Below are 22,117 nucleotides of genomic sequence, written 5' to 3'. Positions count from 1 at the left end.
AACAACTGGTCAGTAAATTCTGGCAACTTCTCCTTAGACACAACTCCTATGCGTTCTTGGCCTTGCATGTCTACCGTTTGGGCTGGTTCTCTGCTGGGGCTGATGGTGCTGGCGCTGCCCATCGCGGTGGTGGCCCACACCGGCCACGACCATGGGGCCGAGTTTCAGCCGGGCATAAGCCAGCCCGCCAGCGGCGTCCGGGTCGATGGCGCGACGGCGGAGCGGCTGGGCCTTCAGGTAGAGCCGGTGCAGCGGCGGTCGCTCAGCATCGGCCTTCAGACCACGGCGGAGGTAGTGACCCAGCCCGACCAAACGGTGATGGTGAATGCGCCAATCAACGGCACGGTGGTGGAACTGCTGGTGCAGCCGGGGGATGGGGTGCAGAAGGGGCAGGCCCTCGCGAAGGTGATTGCCCCCGACTTGATTGAGCTGCGGGTGTCGTCGCAGGAAGACCGGGTGGGGGCCGAGGCCGATTTGCGCGCTGCCCAGGCGAATCTAACCCTGGCGCGGCGCAACTATGAGCGACAGGTGGCGATCGCCACCACCGAAATCGCCGCCGCCCAGCAGCAGGTGACTTTGGCTCAAGAACGCTTTGGGCAAGATCAGCGGCTGGCTGGAGCCGGGGCGATCGCCCGTCAGCAGCTCTTAGAATCTGAATCAAACCTGGCGGCAGCCCGCAGTCAGCTCACCCGCGCCGAAAGCCGTCAGCCAGTACTGGAAGCCCAAGCCGAACTGGAACGATCGCAGGCGGCTCTGGACGCTGCTCAATCTCACATCCAGCTCAGCACCGCTACCTACCGAACTCGCCTACAACAGCTCAACAGCCCCGCCACCGAGCAAGGAGTGGTCACCGTCGTAGCCCCGATCGCAGGTAAGGTGGCCGAGCGCCCCGTCAGCCTGGGCGAAGCCGTGGAGGAAGCGGTGACGCCAATCTTGAGTATCGTGAACGGCGATCGCCTGCGGGTGACGGCCAATGTCTACGAAAAAGACCTGAGCCAAGTGGCGGAGGGGCAGGCCGTGCGCGCCACAGTCGATAGCCTGCCCGACCAGGTTTTTACTGGGCGGGTCGTCACCGTGGGGGCGGTGGTCGATGACACTACCCGGGTCATTCCAGTCACAGCTGAGTTAGACGATGCTGGGGCACTGAAGCCGGGTATGTTTGCCAAGCTGGAGATTTTGAGCGATCGCACCCCCGAGGCGGTGCTGACCATTCCTGCCAGTGCCCTGGTGGAGGCCGAGGGCCGCACCCTGGTGTTTGTGCAGAATGGCGAGGCGTTTGAGCCAGTCGAGGTCACCGTGGGCCGCCGTGCCGGGGAGCAGGTGGAAATTCAGAGTGGCTTGTTTGAGGGCGATCGGGTGGTGGTGCAGGGGGCCTTGCAGCTCTACGCCCAGTCGCTGCGGGGCGGCAGTGAGACAGCAGCCCCTGAAGCAACAGCATCCGTGCCGTCGGGCTTTTCGGTGCCGAGCTGGGGTTGGGGGTTGGGCGGAGCTGCGATCGCCGCCACCGCTTTCTACCTCGGTCGCCGCTCTCGCCCAGCAGCGGCAGCGCTGAATGGCCATAGCCCCGACCCCAAGCCCGATCTGGTGCTCACCGCCAGCCGCCCCGATGCGGTAGCTACGGAAGTCGACCATGGCTGAATCAGTCGTTCAACAGCAATACGACCAGCTGGCAGAAATTTACGATCGAAGATGGCGCAGCTACATCACCAAAACTCTCCTTTTCCTGGAAGATTGGGCCAAAATTCAACCATCAGAAATCATTTTAGACATTGCTTGCGGCACCGGAGAATTTGAGCGACTGCTGCTAGAAGAACATCCCCAGCAAGCCATCCTAGGGATTGATCTGTCCTCAGAGATGCTGAGCGTTGCCCGAAAAAAACTCAAAGATTATGCTGCCCTAACGTTTCGCCAGAGCAGCGTCACGGTCATCCCCGCCGCCAATGAATCCTTTGATGTGGTGATCTGCGCTAGCGCCTTTCACTACTTTGAGTCTCCCCTAGAGGCGCTAGCAGAAATAAGGCGCGTCCTGAAGCCCGAGGGACGAGTCGTGATTTTAGATTGGTGCAAAGACTTTCTCTTCTGTCGTCTTTATGACGTCATCCTTAGCAGGCTCGACCCTGCCCACAGACAATGCTATACCCAAGCCGAATTCCATCGCTTCCTCACATCATCTCAATTCAGCATCCAAGCCGCACAACGGCTCCGCCTAAACCTCGCCTGGGGTCTCATGGTTGCCACTGCCGTTAAACCTTAACCCCCTACCCCCCTACCCCCCTACTCCATCACTCCCCTCCATGCTCAACGCAATTCTCAAATGGTCGATCGCCCAGCGGTGGATTGTGGTCATCGCCACCGTCCTTGTCACCCTCTACGGCCTGCGTACCCTGGGCAACATGTCGCTGGATGTGTTCCCCAGCTTTGCCCCGCCCCAGGTAGAAATTCAGGCGGAAGCTCCGGGGCTGGCCCCAGAGGAAGTTGAGTCTCTGGTGACGCTGCCGATTGAGAGCGCCGTCAACGGCACCCCCGGCGTGACGGCCGTACGATCGACCTCTGTGGCCGGGGCCTCGGCGGTGCGGGTAGTGTTTAGCTGGGGCACCGATGTTTACCAGGCTCGCCAGCTGATTACCGAGCGGTTGCAGCTGGCCCAGGCCCGCCTGCCCGAGGGAGTAGAAGCACCCCAGCTTGCCCCCCTCAACTCGCCCCTGGGCATTGTGCTGGAATACGCCTTCACTGCCGAAACCACTTCCCTGATGGAGGTGCGGCAGCTGGTCGATCGCCAGGTTGCCAACCGGCTGCTGGCGGTGCCCGGTGTTACCCAAATCACGGTCTTTGGCGGCGAAGAGCGGCAGTACCAGGTGCTGGTCGAGCCGGCCAAGCTCAGCGCCTTTGGTGTCACTCTAGCCGAGGTCAGTGAAGCCGCCGCTGCTGCCAACCAAAATGGAGCTGGGGGCTACCTGATCGATGCCGACCAGGAATTGCTGATTCGCGGCATTGGTCGCATTGAAACCATTGAAGACTTGCAGCGATCGGTGGTGACGGCGCGGCAGGGCACGCCGGTACTGCTGCAAGACGTGGCCACCGTCATCCTTGGCCCGGCCCTCAAGCGCGGCGACGGCAGCCTCAATGGCCAACCCGCCCTGGTGATGCTGATTAACAAGCAGCCCTTGGCCGATACGCTGACGGTGACCAAACAAATCGAAGCGGCTCTGGAGGAAGTCGGCCCCAGTCTGCCGGGAGATGTCACCATTACCCGCACCTTTCGTCAGGCGGACTTTGTCGAAGCCTCAATTCGCAACGTGCGCGACTCGCTGCGCGACGGCATTCTCATTGTGTCGGTGATTTTGCTGCTGTTTTTAATGAACTGGCGAACGGCGGCGATCACCCTCAGCGCCATTCCCCTATCACTGCTGATCTGCCTGATTTTGCTGCACTGGCTGGGCCTCAGCGTCAACACCATGACTCTGGGCGGCCTGGCGGTGGCCATCGGCTCAGTGGTCGATGACTCAATTGTGGATATGGAGAACTGCTACCGGGGGCTGCGGCGCAACCGGGAGTTGGGCAACCCCAAGCACCCGTTTCAGGTGGTCTACGACACCTCGGTGGAGGTGCGCACCAGTGTGCTGTTTTCCACAGTCATCATCGCGGTGATTTTTGCGCCGATTTTCTCGCTGAGCGGGGTAGAGGGGCGTATTTTTGCGCCCATGGGCATCGCCTACCTGGTGGCGATTTTTGCCTCAACCCTGGTGGCCCTGACTCTTTCCCCTGCCCTCTGCGCCTTTTTGCTGGCCTATGCCCCTCTGCCCGAGGAAGAAACCTGGGTGTCGCGGTGGAGCCAGCGCCTCTACCAACCGGGTCTACGGCTGGCGCTAGCAAACCCTCGGTTGATTTTGCTGATTGCGGTGGGGGCACTGGTGGCATCGCTGGCCATTTTGCCTGCTTTAGGGCGAGTGTTTTTGCCCGAGTTTCAAGAGCGCTCCATCGTTGCCTCGATGAACCTGTTCCCCGGCAGCTCCCTGGCGGCCACCAACCGGGCTGGGCTGGCGGTGCAGGATGCGCTCAGGGATGACCCGCGCTTTGAGACCATTCAAATGCGATCGGGCCGATCGCCGGGCGACCCCCACGTGGTGGGTTCTAACTTTGCTGAACTGGATATCGAGCTGAGCGACGCAGGCATGACAGACCGGGAGGTCACCTTAGAGGCGCTACGGGCGGAGTTTGAGAAAATTCCCGGTGCCCCCGCCAGCGTGGGGGGCTTTATTTCCCATCGCATGGATGAGGTGCTGTCGGGGGTGCGAAGTGCGATCGCAGTCAAGATCTTTGGCCCCGACCTAGCCGAGCTGCGCCGCCTGGGCACCGCCGTCACCCAGGTCATGGCCAGCGTTGAAGGCGTGGTCGATCTGCAACTTGCGCCCCAGCTGCCCGTGCGCCAGGTGCAGGTGCGCTTCGATCGTGAGGCCGCCGCCCGCTACGGCCTGACCATGGGTGCCCTGGCCGACACCATTGAAACGGCACTAAATGGTCGAGTGGTTTCCCAGGTGCTCGAAAATCAGCAGCTCTTTGACCTGGTGGTGTGGTTTACCCCCAGCGCCCGCCAAAACCTCGACACCCTGCGCAATCTGCTGATTGACACCCCCGCGGGTCAGCGCATTCCCCTGACCCAGCTGGCCCAGGTCGACTACGGCACCGGGCCAAACTCCATCAGCCGAGAGAATGTATCGCGGTTGATCGTAGTGTCGTCAAATGTGGCCGATCGCGACTTGGGCTCGGTGATCGCCGACATTCAATCCCAGGTGCGTCAGCAGATCACCCTCCCCCCTGGCTACTTCATTCAGTACGGCGGCCAATTTGAGTCAGAGCAGCGGGCCACCCAAAACCTGCTGGTGTTTGGGGCCCTGGCCTTGGTGGTGATATCTGTGCTGATGTATTTCACGGTCAAGTCGTTCCCGGCCACGGTGATGATTATGTTGAATCTGCCGCTGGCGATCGTGGGGGGCGTATTCTCCGTGGCCCTGAGCGGCGGTGTGGTCTCGGTGGCGTCTTTGGTGGGGTTCATCACTCTGTTTGGAGTCGCAGTGCGCAACGGTCTGCTGCTAGCGGATAACTACAACCAAAAGCTCGCCACGGGTATGCCTTTGCCCCAGGTGCTCTATGTGGGGTCGATGGAGCGGCTCAATGCCATTCTCATGACCGCGTTTACCTCGGCCCTGGGAATGCTGCCCCTGGTAATCAGCACTGGCCCCGGTCGCGAGATCTTGCAACCTCTGGCAGTGGTGGTGTTGGGGGGCCTGTTTACTTCCACGGCGCTGACGCTGCTGGTGCTGCCTGCCCTCTACGCCCAGTTTGGTCGCTACCTGGTGCCGACCGCTGGCCACGCCACTATCCAAATGGATGGGGAGCTGGCCACCCCGATCGCCAAAAACCAGCCCGTGAGCCCCCTCTGATAGCCCGCTGCCCCTTTACCCTATTTAGAGATTGACCCCATGCATAACTCAGTTATTCAAGCCCTATTGCTGACCAGTACCCTGACCCTTGCGGCCTGCGGAGGGACTGAAACCGCCACGGCCCCCGATACCACCGCCGCTCCTGTGGCCGCAAGCCCCGCCGAAACTGAAACCGATGCCGCTGACCACAGCGCTGCCACCAAGGGCGGCCAGGTGGTGGAAACTGGGGCCTACCACGTTGAGCTAGTGCCCGTACCCGAAGCCGATGGCATTCACCTCGACCTGTATTTACAAACGGGTGACACCCATGAGGCCGTGGCCGATGCCACGGTGGTGGCCCAGGTGCAGCTCCCCGACGGCACTCAGCAGGCCCTGCCGATGGAATATGACGCGGCGGGTGAGCATTTCTTTGCGTTTTTGCCGAGCCAGGCAGCGGGGGAATATAAGGCCGTGATTCAGACCGATATCAACGGTGAGAAAGTCAACGCCCGGTTTAGCTTCGCCAAGTAAAGTTTTCTAGAGCCAAGCCCATGACCGTGCAGAGTAACTTATGCCGTTGCATGGGTGTGAGTCTTGATATTGAGAGCATCCGCTCCAGGACGCACCTCGATGGTGCCGAAGTTCATTTTCATACCGCACATAAACTCATACTCACCGGGTTGAGTGGGGGTAAACTCCACCGGGATGGTTTTGCCTTCGGGTAGATCCACCGCGATCGCAAATTCAGGAATCAGCAGTTGGGCATAGCAGCTGCTAGGGGTCTCTCGCCGGAAGTCGAGCCGCACGGGCCGACCCGCTTCGACAACAATGCGGTTGGGTTGGTAGCCCTTCGCCGCTGTTACCGTTGCCGTTTGAATGCCCTCAGGGGTGAGAGTCGCCTCCATTGTCTCTGACGATGGCACGGGAACTGCCGGGGGTGCAACTGAAGGCTGGTGCTGATGGTCGGTAAGTTCTGCTGTGGCTGTGGCGATAGGGGGAACTGTGTCTCTGTCATCGGCTACCACTTCGACGACGCCGCGAAACATGTTCATACCGCAGGTAAACTCGTAGCGACCGGGCTGGGTGGGGGTGAACTCGATCGCCGTCGTCTGGTTTACCGGCAACGCCTGGGCAATGCGAAAGTCAGGAAAGCGAACTTCTTCGAGGCAGCTGCTGGGGTCTTTGCGGTAGAAGTTGAGCCGCACCGGCTGCCCTGCCTGCACCACAATGTGGCTGGGGTCGTAGCCGCCATCGACTACTACGGTCACCGCTTGTACGCCGCCCGTAGTGGTCGCTTTGCGAGACTTGGGCTTGCTGCGCAGAAACCACCACAGCTCTAGCCCAATCAGGCTCAAGCCTGCCCCAGTAACAGCGACTCTCGACCACAGGGGTTGATCAATGCGCTGGAACTGGCCGGTCGAGGTAGGGGCTATGTCATCGTGGTTCATTTGGGCCGGGGTGCCGCTGGCGAGAGTGAGGGCTAGGCTCAGACTGGCGAGAGTGGTGAGGGGAAGGTGTTTGAGTTTCATGGGGAAGATCCTGGGGAATGTGGGGAGTGGGGGAGATGGTGAATGCAAATTTCAAATTTCAAAGTGCAAAGTTCAAAATTTTGCCTTCTTAATTTTGAACTTTGAATTCCACCTACCCCATCACCCTTGTAATTTCGGGCGAAAGTTCCGCAGCCGTAGGGCATTTGTCACCACCGACACCGAGCTAAAGGCCATCGCGGCTCCAGCGATAATCGGGCTGAGCAGCCACCCAAAGATGGGGTAGAGAATGCCCGCCGCGATCGGGATGCCCGCAACGTTGTAGATAAAGGCGAAGAACAGGTTTTGGCGAATGTTGGCCATGGTGGCGCGGGAGAGCTGGATGGCGGTGACAATGCCGTGCAGGTCGCCGGAGATCAGAGTGATGTCGCTGGCGGCGATCGCCACATCGGTGCCAGTGCCGATCGCCATACCGACATCGGCCTGGGCCAGGGCCGGGGCATCGTTAATGCCATCGCCCACCATTGCCACGATCTTGCCTTCCCGTTGCAGGCTTTCGACTTGGGCAGCTTTCTGGTCGGGGCGCACCTCGGCAAACACGCGGGCAATGCCGACTTCGCGGGCGATCGCCTCGGCGGTGCGGCGGTTGTCGCCGGTCAACATCACCACCTCTAGGCCCATGCGTTGCAGGGTGGCAATGGCGGCCGCAGACGAGGGCTTGACCGCGTCGGCAATGGCCAAAATTGCCTCTACTGTGCCATCTACCGCTAGCCAAACCACCGTTCGGCCCTGAGATTCTAGCTGCTCCCACTGTTGTTGCAGGCGATCGGTTTCAATGCCCAGTTCCGCCATCCAACGGTGGGTGCCAATCTGTACCCGTTGACCTGCTACAGCCCCCTGGACACCGCTGCCCGCTACCGCTTCAAAACCTTGGGGGTCTGCCAACGTCACCCCTTGCGACTGGGCGTAGTTGACCACCGCTTCGGCCAGGGGATGCTCGGAGTTGCGCTCTAGCGAGCCAGCGAGTTTGAGCAAATGCAGTTCGGTGGCGGTGCCGTTCACAGTCAGATAATTGGTCACCGTGGGCTTGCCCTGGGTAATCGTCCCCGTCTTATCCAGCACGATCGCCTGAATGTTGTGGGCCAGCTCCAGGCTGTCGGCCCCTTTGATCAAAATACCGTTCTCGGCTCCTTTGCCCGTGCCCACCATGATCGAGGTCGGTGTGGCCAGACCCAGGGCGCAGGGGCAGGCAATAATCAGCACGCCCACCGTAGTGATCAGCGCCATGGTGATGTTGCCCATGACGTTGTACCAGACGATGAAGGTGAGAATCGCGATCGCGATTACCGCTGGCACAAACCAGGACGTAACTTGGTCAGCTAATTTCTGAATTGGGGCTTTTGACCCCTGGGCCTGCTGCACCAGCTTGACGATCTGCGCCAAAAACGTGTCCCTGCCCACCCGGGTGGCGCGAAACTTAAAGCTGCCGGTTTTATTCAGCGTCGCCCCAATCACCTCGTCGCCGACGGTTTTCTGCACGGGTACGCTTTCGCCCGTCACCATGGTCTCATCGAGAGTGGACGCACCATCGACGATTTGGCCATCGACCGGAATTTTTTCCCCAGGCCGCACCAGCACCACATCGCCCAGCACCACCTCGGCAATGGGAATGTCATACTCTCGTCCATCACGGATTACCCGTGCGGTTTTGGCCTGTAAGCCCATCAGCTTGCGAATCGCTTCGGAGGTCTGACCCTTGGCCCGGTTCTCTAGCAATCGCCCCAGCAAAATCAGCGCAACAATCACCGCTGCTGCTTCAAAATACACGTCGGGGTTCAGCCCCTGGTCAATGAACCACTGAGGATGAAACGTGGGAAACAGCGAGTAGAGAAAGGCGGTGCCGGTGCCTACGGCGACCAGCGTATCCATGCTGGCGGAGTGGCGCTTGAAGGCTTTCCAGGCGTTGATAAAAAAGGAATTCCCCGCCCAGAACAGCACGGGCGTAGTCAGCACCAGCTGAAACCAGGGATTGTGCAGCCACATGGGGATAAAGGGAATCGGCAACCCCGTCATCATCGGCAGCGAGCCGATCACCAAAATGCTGCCGATGACGAGGCTAAACACGGCTTTGCGAGTGAGCTGGCGGTTTTCGGCCTCCCGCTCCCGCCGTTCGGCGTCGTCTTCGGGGGCCAGCACATCATCTTGCAGCGGCTGAGCCCTGTAGCCCGCCTCATCCACCGCCCCCTGAATTTTGGTGAGGTTGGTTTGATGGGGGTCGTAGGTGACGGCGGCTTGCTCAGCACCAAAGTTAACGCTGCATGCCTCTACACCAGGCACCGCGCGAATTGCCTCTTCAATATTGCTGGCGCAGGCGGCGCAGCTCATGCCCCGCAGCTTTAGCAGTTGGTTTTGCATCGGTGTTGTCCTCAAAGGTGAATAGCTGCGGAGTCAGGCAACGGTGTAGCCAGCATCGACAATGGCCTGCTTGATGGCAGCCTCGGCAGCGACAGTGGCAACCTCAACCTGTTTTGTGGCAGGGTCAGCCTTGACTTGGGCAGTGGTGTCGATCGCCTGAATGGCTTTAGTCACAGTGCCTACGCAGGCAGAGCAGGCTAGATCTGGAACGGTAAATTTGAGCGCCATGGCAAACCTCTAAACTCTGTATGGGTCTATCTTGAAGCTTCCAGTGCGCTAGAGAGTCAAGGGGTTAAACCAAACAATTTGTGAAACGGTTTATTGTTCTGTTAGAAATCTGAAAACAACAATGAGGGGGCATAAAGACTATGCCCCCTCATTGCGTTAGCCGTCAGATTTATGAGCCTTTAACTGTGCTGCGCTGACAATACTCTAAGCCAGCGTAGGTTAGGCCATAGCCACACTCATGCGGCGACAGGTTTCTGAACAGCGGCGACACATTTCAGCACAGGCTTGCATTTGAGCATCGTCGCCCATGCTGGCGCAGTCTTTGGCACAGCGATCGCACACCTCAGCACAGGCGCCACAAAAATGAGCGTGGAGATCTGAACCGCGCAGCATAAAGTTAGCGCTGGTTTGGCAGCTCTCCACACAGTCCATCATTAGGCGAATGTGGGACGGCTCGGCGTGGTGACCGCCCTGCTCCAGGCAGTAGGTGAGGGTGTTGAGGCACAGGCTGTGGCAATCGAGGCAGTTCTGAATGCACTGCTGCATCTCATCGTTTACGTTGTGTAATTCAAGGGTTTGAATAGGCATCATTCACCTCTCTAATCGTTTGAGATCTCGGCTATTCCAGCCTTTTTGTAGCTTAAAGAGAGATTGAAAATTGCTGATCTAGCGATAGAGAGATTGACAGATGCGATGTTTCACACCATTAACGGCTCAAATTTTGTTCTGATTTCATGTTTGAGTGGCACACTCTGCCCACAGCAATTCGGGTTGATTTACGCGGGTTAGCCCTCTTTAGTCACTGGCAATTCGTTCAGCATGGCTCAGATAAATTGATGAAAACTGAGAGTAAACAGCATTGCTTTTACTCTCCTTCCGAAGTGATTAAAGAGGGATTAGACATCTGCTGAACTCTCGACCCAGTGCTGGGGGCTGTTGTTGCCTACTGTCGCCAGTCATCGTTGAGCCAGGTGCGGGGAATACCTGGGAAACCAGCGAGCACCCAACCCAGCACCAGGGAAAGCACCAGGGCTGCTGCAATACCGTCCCACTGGCCGTAGTAGTTAGGGGCCATAGCCCAAATGTCGAAGGCGTCCATGCTCTAGTCCAAACGTAACTGGCCTATGGTGCCCAAAACACACTCCCTGCAGGCTAACGGCGTCGGGGAGGTGTAGAGCAATAGCCATGCAGATGAGCGTGTTGTAAGCCTGAAGGGGGTAGATATCTTCTGTAACGGCTGGGTTCTGGCGATCGCCGGTGTTGCTCGGGTCATTGGCAGCGATCGCGATCGCCCCATAGCTTAGAGTTTAAAAGGCAGCTTTGTTTACCCTCGAGCACCCCGATCTATGCCCAATGATATTGGCCCTTTTCTTTTGGGCGTTGCCCTACTGGTGCTGTACCTAGGTTGGCCGGCGGCGACAGAAATGGGCACTCGCTGGCCCTGGCGGAAGTAGGCGAAAGTAGTAGAGTAGCCCTATTTAAACCCTCCTAGCATCTGGCTTTGAGTACGGTGCTTGGGGATGTAGCGGCAGGGAAAAACCAGAGATTGTAGCTCTGATAGCAGATCCAATGGGGTAGATGTCGTGGACTAGGGCTGAGTCTATTGGCCTTGTGGGTCTATATTGGCCAATTGCCTATCCATTTATAAGGAGGTCTACCGTGACCCAACCCACTGAACAACTGCCCCAAGCGCCACCAAAGGCGGGACCGGGGAACAAAATTGCTGAGTTTTTTGAGTTTGCTGCCCATGGCACTGACTTTCGCACGGAGTCGCTGGCGGGGCTGACGACCTTTGTCACGATGGCCTACATCTTGATTGTGAACCCGGCTATTTTGTCGAATGCGATCTTTCTCAACGAGTCGGGAGACTTGTTTGGAGAATTGGTGATGGCCACGGGCCTGTCGGCGGCGCTGGCTACGCTGGTGATGGCGCTCTACGCTAAGCTCCCCTTTGCCTTGGCCCCTGGCATGGGCATCAACGCTTACTTTGCCTTTACGGTGGTGCTGGGCCTCGGGATTGACTGGCGGGTGGCCCTGGCGGCGGTGTTCATTGAGGGGATTATCTTCATCCTCATGACCATCTCCAATGTGCGCGGCAAAATTGTGGAGGCCATTCCCGATGCGGTGAAGCACGCCACTACGGCAGGCATTGGTCTGTTTATTGCCTATATTGCCTTGAAGGGGGCGGGCATTATTGTGCCGTCGGAGGCGACGTTTACGACCCTAGGCAATCTGCGATCGCCCCAAACGGCCATGGCGCTGCTTGGCGTGGGCATCACTGCCGCCCTGTTCTCGCGGCGGGTGACGGGGGCACTGCTGTGGGGCATTTTAGGCACCTCGGTGCTGGCGTGGCTCTCGGGGGTGTCGCCCTGGCCGACGGGGCTGATGGCAGTGCCTTCGGCCCCAGTCGGTCTATTTGGTCAGGCTTTTGTGGGTCTGGGGGAACTGTTCCGCATCAACTTCTGGCAAATGGTGAGCATTATCTTTGTGTTCCTGTTTGTGGATTTGTTTGACACCATTGGCACCCTGACTGGGCTGGGCTCTAAAGCTGGCTATATCGATGCCGACGGCAAGTTTTCGGGGGTAGAAAAGGCGTTTATGGCCGATGCCGTTGGCACTACCGCTGGGGCGGTGCTGGGCACCTCAACGGTGACGACCTACATTGAGTCGGCATCGGGCATTTCTGAAGGGGGGCGCAGCGGCTTTACGGCTCTGGTGACTGCGGGGCTGTTTTTGGTGTCGATGCTGTTTATCCCTTTGTTGCAGGGCATTCCGGCCTTTGCCACTGCCCCAGCGCTGATCATTGTGGGGGTGCTGATGATGTCGGCAGCCAAGAATATTGACTGGGATGAGCCCGCCGATGCGATCGCCGCTTTTCTGACCATTATCATGATGCCCCTGGCCTTCTCCATCGCTGAAGGTTTGGCCATGGGGCTGATTGCCTACCCGCTGATCAAGGCCTTCCAGGGCAAAACCTCGCAGACCACCATTGGCATGTGGATTTTGGCCGCTATTTTCTTGCTGCGGTATATCTTTGTCGCGGGCGGCTAGGGACAGAGCCTAAATTCCCGCGGCGGTAGGGGCGTGCAACCGTGCGCCCCTACTTTAGGGCGTCGAAGGTGTCGCCCAGGGCGGCGGTGAGGGTTTGGCGGGTCTGGGCATGGGCCGCTTGCTCGGCCTGCAACTGCTGGGTGAGGTCTTGGCACTGCTGCACTAACCCGTCGAGGCGCTGCTGCAACCCCTGGAGGGAGTTGATAGTGGACAAATCTAAATCTTTCTCCAGCGCGGCACCGGGATCGGTGTCGAGGCGCTGCTGAAGCGCGTCGATTTGGGCCTGAAAGGCGATGGAGTCTTCGCGCCGCTGACGGGCTTCGGTTTCGTAGAGGCGACGCCAGTTAGCGGCGCTGTTGTAGGCCTGGTCGCGCTCTTTTTGGGTGTCGGCCAGCTGCCGCTGGAGGGTGCGCACCTCCATAATCCACTGGGTGAGGTCTTGGGACATGGCGGTTACCAGAACAATGGCCAGAACTAAGGGGTAGCCCTGGGGCTAATACAGCAACCGAGTGAGAATGCCCGGCGCTGGCAGCACAATCATAACCAACAGTGTCAAGGCCACTAGCCCCAGCAGGTCGCGGCGATCGTCTAGCTCGCTGACATCGTTGAGAGCAGGCTGGTCTGCCGCTGGAATAAAGAACAGCAGAATCGCCCAGATCATCAGCTCAGGGTGCACCAGGGCGAGGCCGAACACCAGCAGCCGAGCCACCTGGCCCACAATGCCGCCAATCCGCTGACCGTACATAGCGTGGACGATGTGGCCGCCGTCGAGTTGGCCCACGGGCATCAGGTTGAGGGCGGTAACTACCAGACCCAGGCAGCCCGCGATCGCGATCGGGTGCAGGTGAATCGCCTCGTCAGCCGCCACCGCTGACCCCAGCACCAGCTTTGAGAGCAGGGTCAGCATCAGGGAAGCCTTGGGGTCTAGGGCCTCAAAGTTCAGCAGGCTAGAGCCGGTTTCAGGAATGGGCACGATGGTGGACTGGCTCAGCCCCCATAGCAGCAGCGGCACCGCTACCACTAGCCCCGACAAAGGCCCAGCAATGCCCACATCAAACAGGGCACGACGGTTGGGCACCGGCGACTTCATTTGAATGAACGCTCCCAGAGTGCCCAAGAAAAACGGCACCGGAATAAAGTAGGGCAGTGTGACCTGCATCCTATAGCGGCGAGCCGCCAGGTAGTGGCCCATCTCGTGGCAGCCGAGAATGACCAGTAGCCCCAAGGCGTAGGGCAACCCCTGCAAAATTAACGCGGGCGCGGCCTGGAGCTGTTCTTCGGTGACGCCCGCCAAGTAGGTGCCCACGGCGGTGGTGGTAAACAGGGTGACCAGCAGCAGGCCCAACGCTAGCCCTGGGCGGGTCAGGGTTTGAGTGCTGCGATCGCCCTTTTCGACCTGAGGGTTGGGCACCAGAGCAAACACCGGCTTGCCCTGAAGACCCTCTTGAAAGAGGACGAGGAAGCGATCGCCGAAGTGGCGGCGAATATTCTCTTTTACAGTGTCGTAGGCCACAGTAGGCGTAGAGCGCAGCTGTCCCCGGCAAATCATCGCTTGGGGGCGGTACTCAATGTTTTGCAGATAATACACCGACCAGGGGAAGCAGCCCTGAAGCATCGCTTCTTCGTCTTTGTCGATGGGGCGCAGGACGGGCTTGGGCGGTGGTACCAGTAGCTTCTTAGCGTCAGCCGCCGCGCCCTCGGCATTAGCCGCTTTTGGTGCGGCAATGCGCCCCTTTTGAATTAGCGCCCAGTAGAGCAGCGGGCAAGCAATAAATAGACCCAGCAGCAGGGCGGTGGGGGCAGGCTCTTCGTTGCCGTAAACCATCACCCAGGCGGTCAAAATAAACGCTGGCATCATCATCACCAGCCACAGCAGCCCCACGGGAGTACGGGTGATGCGGCTAACGCTGCGCTGAAGCAGCACATAGGTCAGCAGACCAAGAACTATAAGCCAGAAAAACACCATCGAGTAGCCAGTGGAGTGCAACGATCGAAACCAGAATCACCGTTTTTAGGCGGCTGACCCAACAAAAATAACCCAGGCGACGGGGGCGCGGTTCAGCTAGTATAGGCGTTTCAACGGTTTTTCTCACCCCTTACCCGTCTTCATGACAGCAGCTTCAGCGCCGGTTTCATCCCCCAGTCCCAAAGCTCCGCGCCCGGTGTTTGACACCGTCTACGCCTTCGCTCCCAACCGCGATACCCAGGGAGCTACGGCTTACTTTATTGTAGACAACACTGCCGAGGGCCTGCCTGCCAATCTACTCATTGATGCCCCAGCCTGGGATGAGGAAAATCGCGCTTGGCTGGCTGCCCAGGGTGGGGTGCAACGGCTGTTCATTACCCACCGGGGGGGTATGGGTCGGGCCGCCGCGATTCAAAAAGCTCTGGGCTGCGAGGTGGTGATTCAAGAGCAGGAGGCCTACCTGCTCCCCGATACCCCCACCACCGCATTTCACCACAGCTTTGAATTTAGCCCCGAGCTAGAGGCTTTTTGGACGCCAGGCCACTCGCCGGGGTCGGCCTGCCTCTACTACCGCGCCTACGGCGGCGTGCTGTTTACCGGGCGGCACCTGCTGCCCAGCCGAACCGGTGAGCCAGAACCGCTGCGCCTATCTAAAACCTTTCACTGGCCCCGTCAGCTCCAGCAGGTTGAGGCGCTAAAAAACCGCTTTTCTACCGATACTCTGGCCCATATCTGTCCGGGGGCCAGCACGGGCTTTTTGCGGGGGCAGCGCACCATCGATCGCGCCTACGAACGACTTCAGGCGATCGACATCGAGACCTATCGAGGGGTGCAGTCGCTGCTTTGAGGGCAATGTATCGAGCAGGACAAGTTGCTACGATTGGGGGCAGTTTTTGCCGCTCTAGCATCCCTTAGCGGCCATTCTGTGGCACTCTGGGAGGTGGATGTGCGCGGGTCGCACCGGCCCAGATAATCGCCCCAACCCTCTACGTCTAAGCACCGGCAACCATTGAGCCCAGGCTATGCAAACGCTTCCCAATCCCGTTTCCCAGTTTTCTGCTAACGCCTTCGACCCCTTCGACACCACCATTCACCGCCGCAAAACTCGCCCGGTGCCCGTGGGCAGTATCACCATCGGCGGTGGCCACCCGGTGGTAGTGCAGTCGATGATCAACGAAGACACCTTGGATACCAAGGGCTCTGCTGCCGCCATTCGCCGCCTGCACGAGATCGGCTGCGAAATTGTGCGGGTGACGGTGCCGAGCATGGCCCACGCCAAGGCCCTGGCCGACATCCGCAAAATTTTAGAAGACACCTACCAGCCCGTGCCCCTGGTGGCCGATGTGCACCACAACGGCATGAAGATTGCCCTAGAGGTGGCCAAACATGTGGACAAGGTACGCATCAACCCCGGCCTCTATGTGTTTGAGAAGCCCCAGACCGGCCGCACCGGCTACTCCCAAACCGAATTTGAAGACATTGGCACCAAGATTCGCGAAACCCTAGAGCCTCTGGTGGTCTCTCTGCGCGACCAGGGTAAATCGATGCGCATTGGCGTCAACCATGGGTCGCTGGCCGAGCGCATGCTGTTTACCTACGGCGACACCCCCGAGGGCATGGTAGAGAGCGCCCTGGAGTTTATCCGCATCTGCGAATCCCTCGACTTCCGCAACCTGGTGATTTCGCTTAAGGCATCGCGGGTGCCGGTGATGGTGGCGGCCTACCGGCTGATGTGCCACCGCATGGACGAGTTGGGGATGGACTACCCGCTGCACCTGGGTGTGACCGAAGCGGGCGATGGCGAATATGGTCGAATTAAGTCCACCGCTGGCATTGGCACGCTGCTGGCCCAGGGCATTGGCGACACCATTCGCGTCTCGCTGACCGAAGCGCCGGAAAAAGAAATTCCTGTCTGCTACAGCATTTTGCAGGCGCTGGGGCTGCGCAAAACCATGGTGGAGTATGTGGCTTGCCCCTCCTGTGGTCGCACTCTGTTTAACCTTGAAGAGGTGCTTCACGAGGTGCGCGAGGCCACTAAGCACCTCACCGGGCTAGATATTGCGGTAATGGGCTGCATTGTCAACGGGCCGGGTGAAATGGCCGATGCCGACTACGGCTATGTGGGCAAAACTCCCGGCTATATTTCGCTGTACCGAGGCCGCGATGAGATTAAGAAGGTGCCGGAGGATCAGGGCGTGGCGGAGCTGATCAACCTGATCAAGGCTGATGGGCGCTGGGTGGAGCCGGATGCCAAGGTCTAAAGGGGTTAGGTCTTAGGTATAGGGGTTCAGGTGAGACCTTAAGTTCTGGCCTCTGCCTCTGAAACTGCTTCTAACTCCGGAACAGGCGAGTGTAAAGGACTTCGTGCTGCATGGTGGCCAGCGATGTGCCCCAGCTGCTGAGGGAGAGTTCGTCTAGAGCCTGGGTGGCGATCGCGCGATCGCAAGCCTTCTCCAACACAGGGTAAAGCTCCAGCAGCATCTGCTGTCCCACCGTCTGCCCCAGGGGAATGAGTTTAACAGCACTGGTTACCAGGTTGGCGGCCCAGCTGTGCAGATAGCCCAGCACCACCGACGGGGCATCAATCTCCCACCGGGCGGCCAGTAGGGCAAAGGCCACGGCAAAGTTACAGGGGCTACCCGCCGCACTAAACCAGGGCTTGAGATCGGGGTGTAAATGACTGCCCATGCGCACCAGGGCACGGCCCATATCCCAGCTTTGCTGGCGGATTTCTTCACTGTCGCGCAGGGCCGAGAGATCTTGGTTAAGGCGGGCAATCGCCTCAGTGGTAAAAAACTCCGGTTGAGCACCCAAACCAGCCTGAACGGCGGCGCTGTGCACTAGCCCCACGGCAGCACCGTCAAGAACGACCAGGCCGTAGGTCAACTCTTGGGTGAGCCAGTGCAGCATGTCGTTAGCGGTTGCAATTATTCCCTGCTCGACCAGGGTTTCTAGCCCTTCAGAATAGCTGTAGGCCCCCACCGGCAAGGCAGGGCTGGTGAGCTGTAGCAGCCGCAGTAAGGCTTGGGCCTTAGTTGTGGTCATGGCTGTGGCCGTAGGGGCTGTGGGTGGCAGTGCGATAGGCCCCAGCCTCGGGCTCAAAGGGCAGGGTGGCGGTGGTGAGGTCTAATCTGCCTAGCTGTTGCAGCATGGCTTCGAGCACGGGGTCGGGCTCTAGCTTGAGGCAGTCTGGGGCCAGCTCTAGCGAGACATGGCGGTTGCCCAAATGGTAGGCCGCCCGCATCAGGTCAAAGCCAGATTGGGCCTTGACCACCACCACTGGCTCTGGCTTAGCCACAATGCAAATGACGGTTTCGTCGTCGCCCCCCAGCAGATCGCCCCCGCGCAGGACGGTGCCACGCGGCAGGTTGAGGTAGACGGCGGTGCCATCGTCAGCGGTGAAGCGGTGGCGCGATTTGGCGCGATCGCTGGCCGTCAGCGACAGGGTAGCGACCACAGGGGCGGCCTCATCGGGGGGCAGTATACGATTGACAGTCAGCAAAACAGCTCAGAGAGAGAGTAGGGGGCCAGCAACTAAACCGTTTTACCACAGCAGGCGGATATGCCGTTCAATACAGAGTAGTAAACCTGCTATAGATGTCATACGGTTTTGTGGTTTAGGCTAGCTCTCTGTTGTCTTCCTTTCTCGTCGTTAACCTTCCCCTATGTCCGATATTGCCCTCAAAAGTGTGTTCATTTTTCTGCTGATTGTGGCTAATGGGGTGTTTTCAGGGTCAGAAATTGCCCTGGTGTCGGCTCGTAAGGCCCGCCTCGAACACCAGGCCCGACGAGGTAACGCTAAGGCGAGGCTGGCCCTCAAGCTGGCCAACAATCCCAACGACCTGCTATCGACGGTGCAGATTGGCATTACGCTGATTGGCATTCTCAGCGGTGCCGTGGGGGGGGCCACGGTGGCTAACAGCTTGAGCCAGGTGCTCAACCAGGTGCCCGCCCTGGCTCCCTACAGCGATGTGCTCGGTCTGTCGATCGTGGTGGGGTTGATTACTTATCTGTCGCTAGTGGTGGGCGAACTGGTGCCTAAGCGCATTGCCCTTAGCTATCCCGAGGCCATTGCCTGCCAGGTGGCTGGCCCTATGAAGGGGCTGTCCCGATTGGCCACCCCTTTAGTTTTTCTGCTGGGCATATCTACCAGCTTTGTAGTCAATCTTTTGGGCCTCAAAGAACGCCCCGAAGCCGCCATTACCGAAGAAGAACTGCGCCTGCTGATCGACCAGGGCACCGAGGCTGGCACCTTCGAAGTGGCCGAGCAAGAAATGATGGGGCGGGTGCTGCAACTGGGCGATCGCCCGATTCGCTCGATCATGACCCCCCGCACCGACATCGAATGGCTGAATGTGGATGCCTCTTTTGGCGAGCATAGCGAGCTGGTGATGCAGAGTGCCCACTCCCACTTTCCGGTGTGCAACAACAGCATCGACGACTGTGTGGGGGTAGTGTCGCTCAAGGCCCTGCTGCCCAACTACCTCAGCCAAAACACCGAGCCAACAACGCTGCTCAGCCTAGTGCAGCCACCTCTGTTTGTGGCCGAGAGCACCTACGTGCTCAAGGTGCTAGAGCTGTTTAAAGCCTCAGGCACCCACTTTGCCATGGTGCTCGACGAGTACGGCGGCGTCGAGGGGCTAGTCACCCTCAACGATGTGGTAGAAGCGATCGTGGGCGATCTGCCCTCCCTAGAAGATGCCGACGACCCGATGATGACCCAGCGGGATGATGGCTCCTGGCTGCTCGACGGGCTGCTGCCGGTGGAGGATCTCAAAGATCTGCTCCACCGCGAACAGCTAACCGAAGACGAAGACAACTACCACACCCTGGCGGGCTTCATCATTCGCCATATGGGCCGCATTCCCAACGCGGGTGACTTTTTTGAATGGGAAGGGCTGCGGTTCGAAGTCGTCGATATGGATGGCCGCCGAGTAGACAAAGTGCTGCTGCAAAATCTGCCGTCGCGATCGGAGTTAATCTCGTCCTTCGAGGAAAATGACGGCCTGGAGAGATAAGCTAACGGGCTATTCACGCTGCTCCAATCCTCGACTTACCGGCCTTTGATGGCGTCTTTGTCTAACTGCTTCTGCTCTTTCACCAGGGCTAGCTCAGAGGCCATTTCTCGATCTAGAAAATAGTTGAGAAACGTACGAATTACGGCAATTACCCCCAGTTTGATTAAGTCTTGGGTAGTGGGTGCCACGGTAGTCGATAAAATATCGGCCCCCAGCTGAAACTCTAGGGCAAAAGCCAGCCAAGTGCCAAACCGCAGCCGCACTTGGTTAAACGGAAACTCTTTTCCCCGGCGATGGCGATTGAGGGTGAAGGCTACGCGAGCGGTTTCGAATAGTCCCGCTACCACGCACACCACCGAGATTGCCTCCAGACAGAAGGTGACGACCAAGACAATGTCTTCGAGCAGCGCCTCTATAGGTTCAAGCCATGCCATAGCGGCCCTCAAGCCTGGGTAGCAGCGGGTACTTGATCGTTCAGAAAGGCGAGGGGGGTAGCCATGGTCTCAGCAAAGCCAAGAATGCCGCGATCGCGGTACTCGTACAGCAAAGTCCCCTGTTCATCAAACAAAAAGGTGCCGCCGCGCTGGGTCAGGTAGGCGGCGTTGGGCACGTAGGTGCTCCAGTTACTCAATACCTCAGTCATGTTGCGCAGGCGTAGAGTAGCCAGTTCTATGGGTCGCTGAAAGCCGCTACCACCGACAATGGCAAAGGCTTTGCCGGTCAGTGGCGGCAGTGGTCCAGCTTTGACCACTTCGTCGTCACCGATCAGCTGGGGAGCGCGGCGATCGCCCGTATAGCCCCGCAGCACTTCTCTCAGTGTCCCTGGGCTGGCAATACCCGCGCACATCAGCATCAAATTTAGCCAGGCGGCTGGCCCAGGCTGCAAGCCCGGTGGGTTGAGGGCAAGCCCTCGGTATAGGCCCAGCTCGCGGTGCAGGGCGGCGGTCTCATCGACAAATAGAGATGCGGCAGGAAAGCCGGTATAGGCGCAGAATTTTTGGCCGGAGATGCGATCGCCGATGCCCACCGCCCGCACAGCAATCCCTCGCTGACGCATGGTGTTGACCTCGCGCTGCAACCACCAGGCGTACTCCAAACTGTCGAAGTCACCGAGTTGGGGCCACACCAGCACCAAAATTTGGGCTGACCCTTCACAGCCGTTCAGCAGTGCCACCGTCTCACCGTCGCTCACCCGCTGCCGCTGGGTTTGGGCCAAGATCTCGTAGATGCTCATGGGATTATTCCTGGGGCGATCGTTTGAAAACTCCGTTTCGAGTGGTGGGCAGTGCCCACCCTACGGCGGCATATTCCCCACCGGCTCTACTCAAAGCCGCGATCGCGCCAGGGGGTTGGGTCTACACACACCCCGTGGACATACAGCCCCCAGTGCAGGTGTGGCCCGGTGGATGCCCCGGTGCTGCCCACGGCACCAACCACCTGCCCCGGCTGCACCATAGCCCCTTCGTTGACGTCGATGCGACTGAGGTGAATCATGATGCTGAGCACCCCCTGACCGTGGTCGATGCCGACGGTGTTGCCGTGCAGCTCGAACCCGTCAGACACGCGCCCTACGAGAGCAATCCGTCCGGCGGCGGGAGCCATCACAGGCGAGCCAGTGGGAGAAGCGTAGTCGAGGCCCCGGTGGTAGTAGTCTTGGGCAAAAACGCCGTTGTAGTAGCGGCGCACGCCGTACTGGGTGCTGGTGCGGCCCTCATTGGGGCGCACCAACGGCCCATTCCAGTAGCGCTCGGGGCTAACGATGTTCTTAAAAGCTGCAACCCGGTCGAACTCGTGCTGGGTGCCCAGGTCACTCTGGCTGGGCGACAGGGTAATGCGTTGGGTGGGGAAATTGCGGTTTTTGAGCCCCACCGCCAGGTTGCGGGTCTCTTCTGTGCCAATTACCCGAATCACCATGCGACCAGGAGGATTCAGCGGGCTGGTGGGCACCAAGGCCCGAAACCGGTTGCCGCTGATGGGGAAGGTAGGGTATTCAAGGCTATCGTTGACCGTCACCTTGGGGGGCGTCGTGGCCGCCGGATCTCTAGGGATGACGATGACGGAGATGGTGTCGCCCAACTCTGGAGCCGTGGGGTTGAGCACGACGTCGTAGGCCTGGGCCGGATGACTCAGCAGCACTGCTATAGAGCCTGCGGCGGTGGCAACCAGCAGCGATCGCCGGGTCAGCAAAGGGGTGTCTCGGTTCGGCTCCATAGCTCCGTCCTCTCTCAATGGTTTCTATAGTAGACGCTGCTGGGAGAGGAAGGATGCCAAAAATCAGCGGAATTGTCCAGAACAGACGGCTCGAACCATCCTGCTATCGCTGAATTACTCTTGGTTGGCCTTGGCATCTTTGACGGCTGCGTAAAACAGGATCCCCACTAGCGGCACGCAGAGACCGAGAACGACGGTGGTAGGCACTGTGCCCCAGTCGGGGCTACCGGAGGATAGCTCAAAGACAGAGCCCACTGCGGCGATCGCAGCAACACAGGAACCAGCCAACAACAGGCCACTCTTGGGGGTCACAGGGTTTCT

Annotated in this window: 21 protein-coding genes; 8 read left to right on the top strand and 13 right to left on the bottom strand. The window is 59.2% G+C overall.

The window, feature by feature from the left end; genetic code table 11:
* Positions 1-48: 48 nt before the first annotated feature.
* From H6F57_RS10115 to H6F57_RS10100, 4 genes are read left to right on the top strand one after another with little or no spacing between them, the layout of a single operon-like run.
* Positions 49-1,638 (top strand): efflux RND transporter periplasmic adaptor subunit, encoded by a 1,590-nt coding sequence (locus H6F57_RS10115; RefSeq protein WP_190630271.1) that lies wholly within the window; start codon positions 49-51, stop codon positions 1,636-1,638.
* Entirely contained in the window at positions 1,631-2,254 is a 624-nt protein-coding gene (locus H6F57_RS10110) for a methyltransferase domain-containing protein (protein ID WP_190630273.1), read from the top strand. Before H6F57_RS10115 ends, H6F57_RS10110 begins: the two co-directional genes overlap by 8 nt.
* Before the next feature lie 40 nt (positions 2,255-2,294).
* Positions 2,295-5,441 carry an efflux RND transporter permease subunit gene (locus H6F57_RS10105; protein WP_190630274.1) on the top strand — a complete coding sequence of 1,049 codons (3,147 nt, stop codon included), beginning with the start codon at positions 2,295-2,297 and terminating at the stop codon, positions 5,439-5,441.
* A 39-nt stretch (positions 5,442-5,480) separates the two neighbouring features.
* The gene (locus tag H6F57_RS10100) at positions 5,481-5,951 is read left to right on the top strand and encodes a hypothetical protein (protein WP_190630276.1); all 471 of its coding nucleotides are present in this window, start codon (positions 5,481-5,483) and stop codon (positions 5,949-5,951) included.
* Between the two features lie 38 nt (positions 5,952-5,989).
* Here H6F57_RS10100 and H6F57_RS10095 read toward each other — a convergent pair whose 3' ends face one another.
* The 5 genes from H6F57_RS10095 to H6F57_RS10075 form a co-directional block, all read right to left on the bottom strand.
* Positions 5,990-6,949, bottom strand: a complete 960-nt coding sequence (locus H6F57_RS10095) for a cupredoxin domain-containing protein (protein ID WP_190630278.1) — start codon at positions 6,947-6,949, stop codon at positions 5,990-5,992.
* Between the two features lie 120 nt (positions 6,950-7,069).
* Positions 7,070-9,322 (bottom strand): heavy metal translocating P-type ATPase, encoded by a 2,253-nt coding sequence (locus H6F57_RS10090; protein ID WP_190630281.1) that lies wholly within the window; start codon positions 9,320-9,322, stop codon positions 7,070-7,072.
* A 33-nt stretch (positions 9,323-9,355) separates the two neighbouring features.
* Positions 9,356-9,550 carry a heavy-metal-associated domain-containing protein gene (locus H6F57_RS10085; protein WP_190630283.1) on the bottom strand — a complete coding sequence of 65 codons (195 nt, stop codon included), beginning with the start codon at positions 9,548-9,550 and terminating at the stop codon, positions 9,356-9,358.
* Positions 9,551-9,769: 219 nt separating this feature from the next.
* A complete protein-coding gene (locus tag H6F57_RS10080; protein WP_190630285.1) occupies positions 9,770-10,138 on the bottom strand; it encodes a four-helix bundle copper-binding protein in 369 nt (122 codons plus the stop codon).
* Between the two features lie 355 nt (positions 10,139-10,493).
* Positions 10,494-10,649, bottom strand: a complete 156-nt coding sequence (locus H6F57_RS10075) for a hypothetical protein (RefSeq protein WP_190630287.1) — start codon at positions 10,647-10,649, stop codon at positions 10,494-10,496.
* Between the two features lie 560 nt (positions 10,650-11,209).
* Here H6F57_RS10075 and H6F57_RS10070 point away from each other — a divergent pair.
* Complete coding sequence (locus tag H6F57_RS10070) at positions 11,210-12,601, top strand: NCS2 family permease (protein ID WP_313933661.1); 1,392 nt, start codon at positions 11,210-11,212, stop codon at positions 12,599-12,601.
* Between the two features lie 49 nt (positions 12,602-12,650).
* On the opposite strand, the gene H6F57_RS10065 is transcribed toward H6F57_RS10070, so the two are convergent.
* Positions 12,651-13,049, bottom strand: a complete 399-nt coding sequence (locus H6F57_RS10065; RefSeq protein WP_190630292.1) for a hypothetical protein — start codon at positions 13,047-13,049, stop codon at positions 12,651-12,653.
* 45 nt (positions 13,050-13,094) lie between these two features.
* Positions 13,095-14,567, bottom strand: a complete 1,473-nt coding sequence (locus tag H6F57_RS10060; RefSeq protein WP_190630293.1) for a site-2 protease family protein — start codon at positions 14,565-14,567, stop codon at positions 13,095-13,097.
* A gap of 142 nt (positions 14,568-14,709) precedes the next feature.
* On the opposite strand from H6F57_RS10060, the gene H6F57_RS10055 reads away from it, so the two are divergent.
* Both H6F57_RS10055 and ispG read left to right on the top strand, forming a co-directional pair.
* Positions 14,710-15,414 (top strand): MBL fold metallo-hydrolase, encoded by a 705-nt coding sequence (locus H6F57_RS10055; RefSeq protein ID WP_190630295.1) that lies wholly within the window; start codon positions 14,710-14,712, stop codon positions 15,412-15,414.
* A gap of 175 nt (positions 15,415-15,589) precedes the next feature.
* The gene (gene ispG, locus H6F57_RS10050; RefSeq protein ID WP_190630297.1) at positions 15,590-16,828 is read left to right on the top strand and encodes a (E)-4-hydroxy-3-methylbut-2-enyl-diphosphate synthase; all 1,239 of its coding nucleotides are present in this window, start codon (positions 15,590-15,592) and stop codon (positions 16,826-16,828) included.
* A 70-nt stretch (positions 16,829-16,898) separates the two neighbouring features.
* On the opposite strand, the gene H6F57_RS10045 is transcribed toward ispG, so the two are convergent.
* Together H6F57_RS10045 and ureE are read right to left on the bottom strand one after the other, a co-directional pair.
* Entirely contained in the window at positions 16,899-17,612 is a 714-nt protein-coding gene (locus tag H6F57_RS10045; RefSeq protein ID WP_190630299.1) for an urease accessory UreF family protein, read from the bottom strand.
* The gene (gene ureE, locus H6F57_RS10040) at positions 17,599-18,069 is read right to left on the bottom strand and encodes an urease accessory protein UreE (protein WP_190630301.1); all 471 of its coding nucleotides are present in this window, start codon (positions 18,067-18,069) and stop codon (positions 17,599-17,601) included. Before ureE ends, H6F57_RS10045 begins: the two co-directional genes overlap by 14 nt.
* Positions 18,070-18,232: 163 nt before the next feature.
* Between ureE and H6F57_RS10035 the strand changes: the two genes are divergently transcribed.
* On the top strand, positions 18,233-19,585 hold the full coding sequence (locus tag H6F57_RS10035) for a hemolysin family protein (protein WP_190630303.1): 1,353 nt from the start codon (positions 18,233-18,235) through the stop codon (positions 19,583-19,585).
* Between the two features lie 35 nt (positions 19,586-19,620).
* Here H6F57_RS10035 and H6F57_RS10030 read toward each other — a convergent pair whose 3' ends face one another.
* From H6F57_RS10030 to H6F57_RS10015, 4 genes are all read right to left on the bottom strand, one after another.
* A complete protein-coding gene (locus tag H6F57_RS10030) occupies positions 19,621-20,019 on the bottom strand; it encodes a DUF1622 domain-containing protein (protein WP_190630305.1) in 399 nt (132 codons plus the stop codon).
* Positions 20,020-20,027: 8 nt separating this feature from the next.
* Positions 20,028-20,819, bottom strand: coding sequence for a peroxiredoxin-like family protein (locus H6F57_RS10025; RefSeq protein ID WP_190630306.1), 792 nt, complete (start codon positions 20,817-20,819; stop codon positions 20,028-20,030).
* Between the two features lie 86 nt (positions 20,820-20,905).
* Entirely contained in the window at positions 20,906-21,796 is an 891-nt protein-coding gene (locus H6F57_RS10020) for a M23 family metallopeptidase (protein ID WP_190630308.1), read from the bottom strand.
* A gap of 114 nt (positions 21,797-21,910) precedes the next feature.
* A complete protein-coding gene (locus H6F57_RS10015; protein WP_190630311.1) occupies positions 21,911-22,108 on the bottom strand; it encodes a hypothetical protein in 198 nt (65 codons plus the stop codon).
* Positions 22,109-22,117 lie beyond the last annotated feature (9 nt).

This window comes from Leptolyngbya sp. FACHB-60 (genome assembly GCF_014695775.1).
Taxonomy (GTDB): Bacteria; Cyanobacteriota; Cyanobacteriia; order Phormidesmidales; family Phormidesmidaceae; genus Nodosilinea.
The sequence above is the reverse complement of the archived record's forward strand: the minus strand, read 5'-3'. Positions and strand labels throughout refer to the sequence as shown.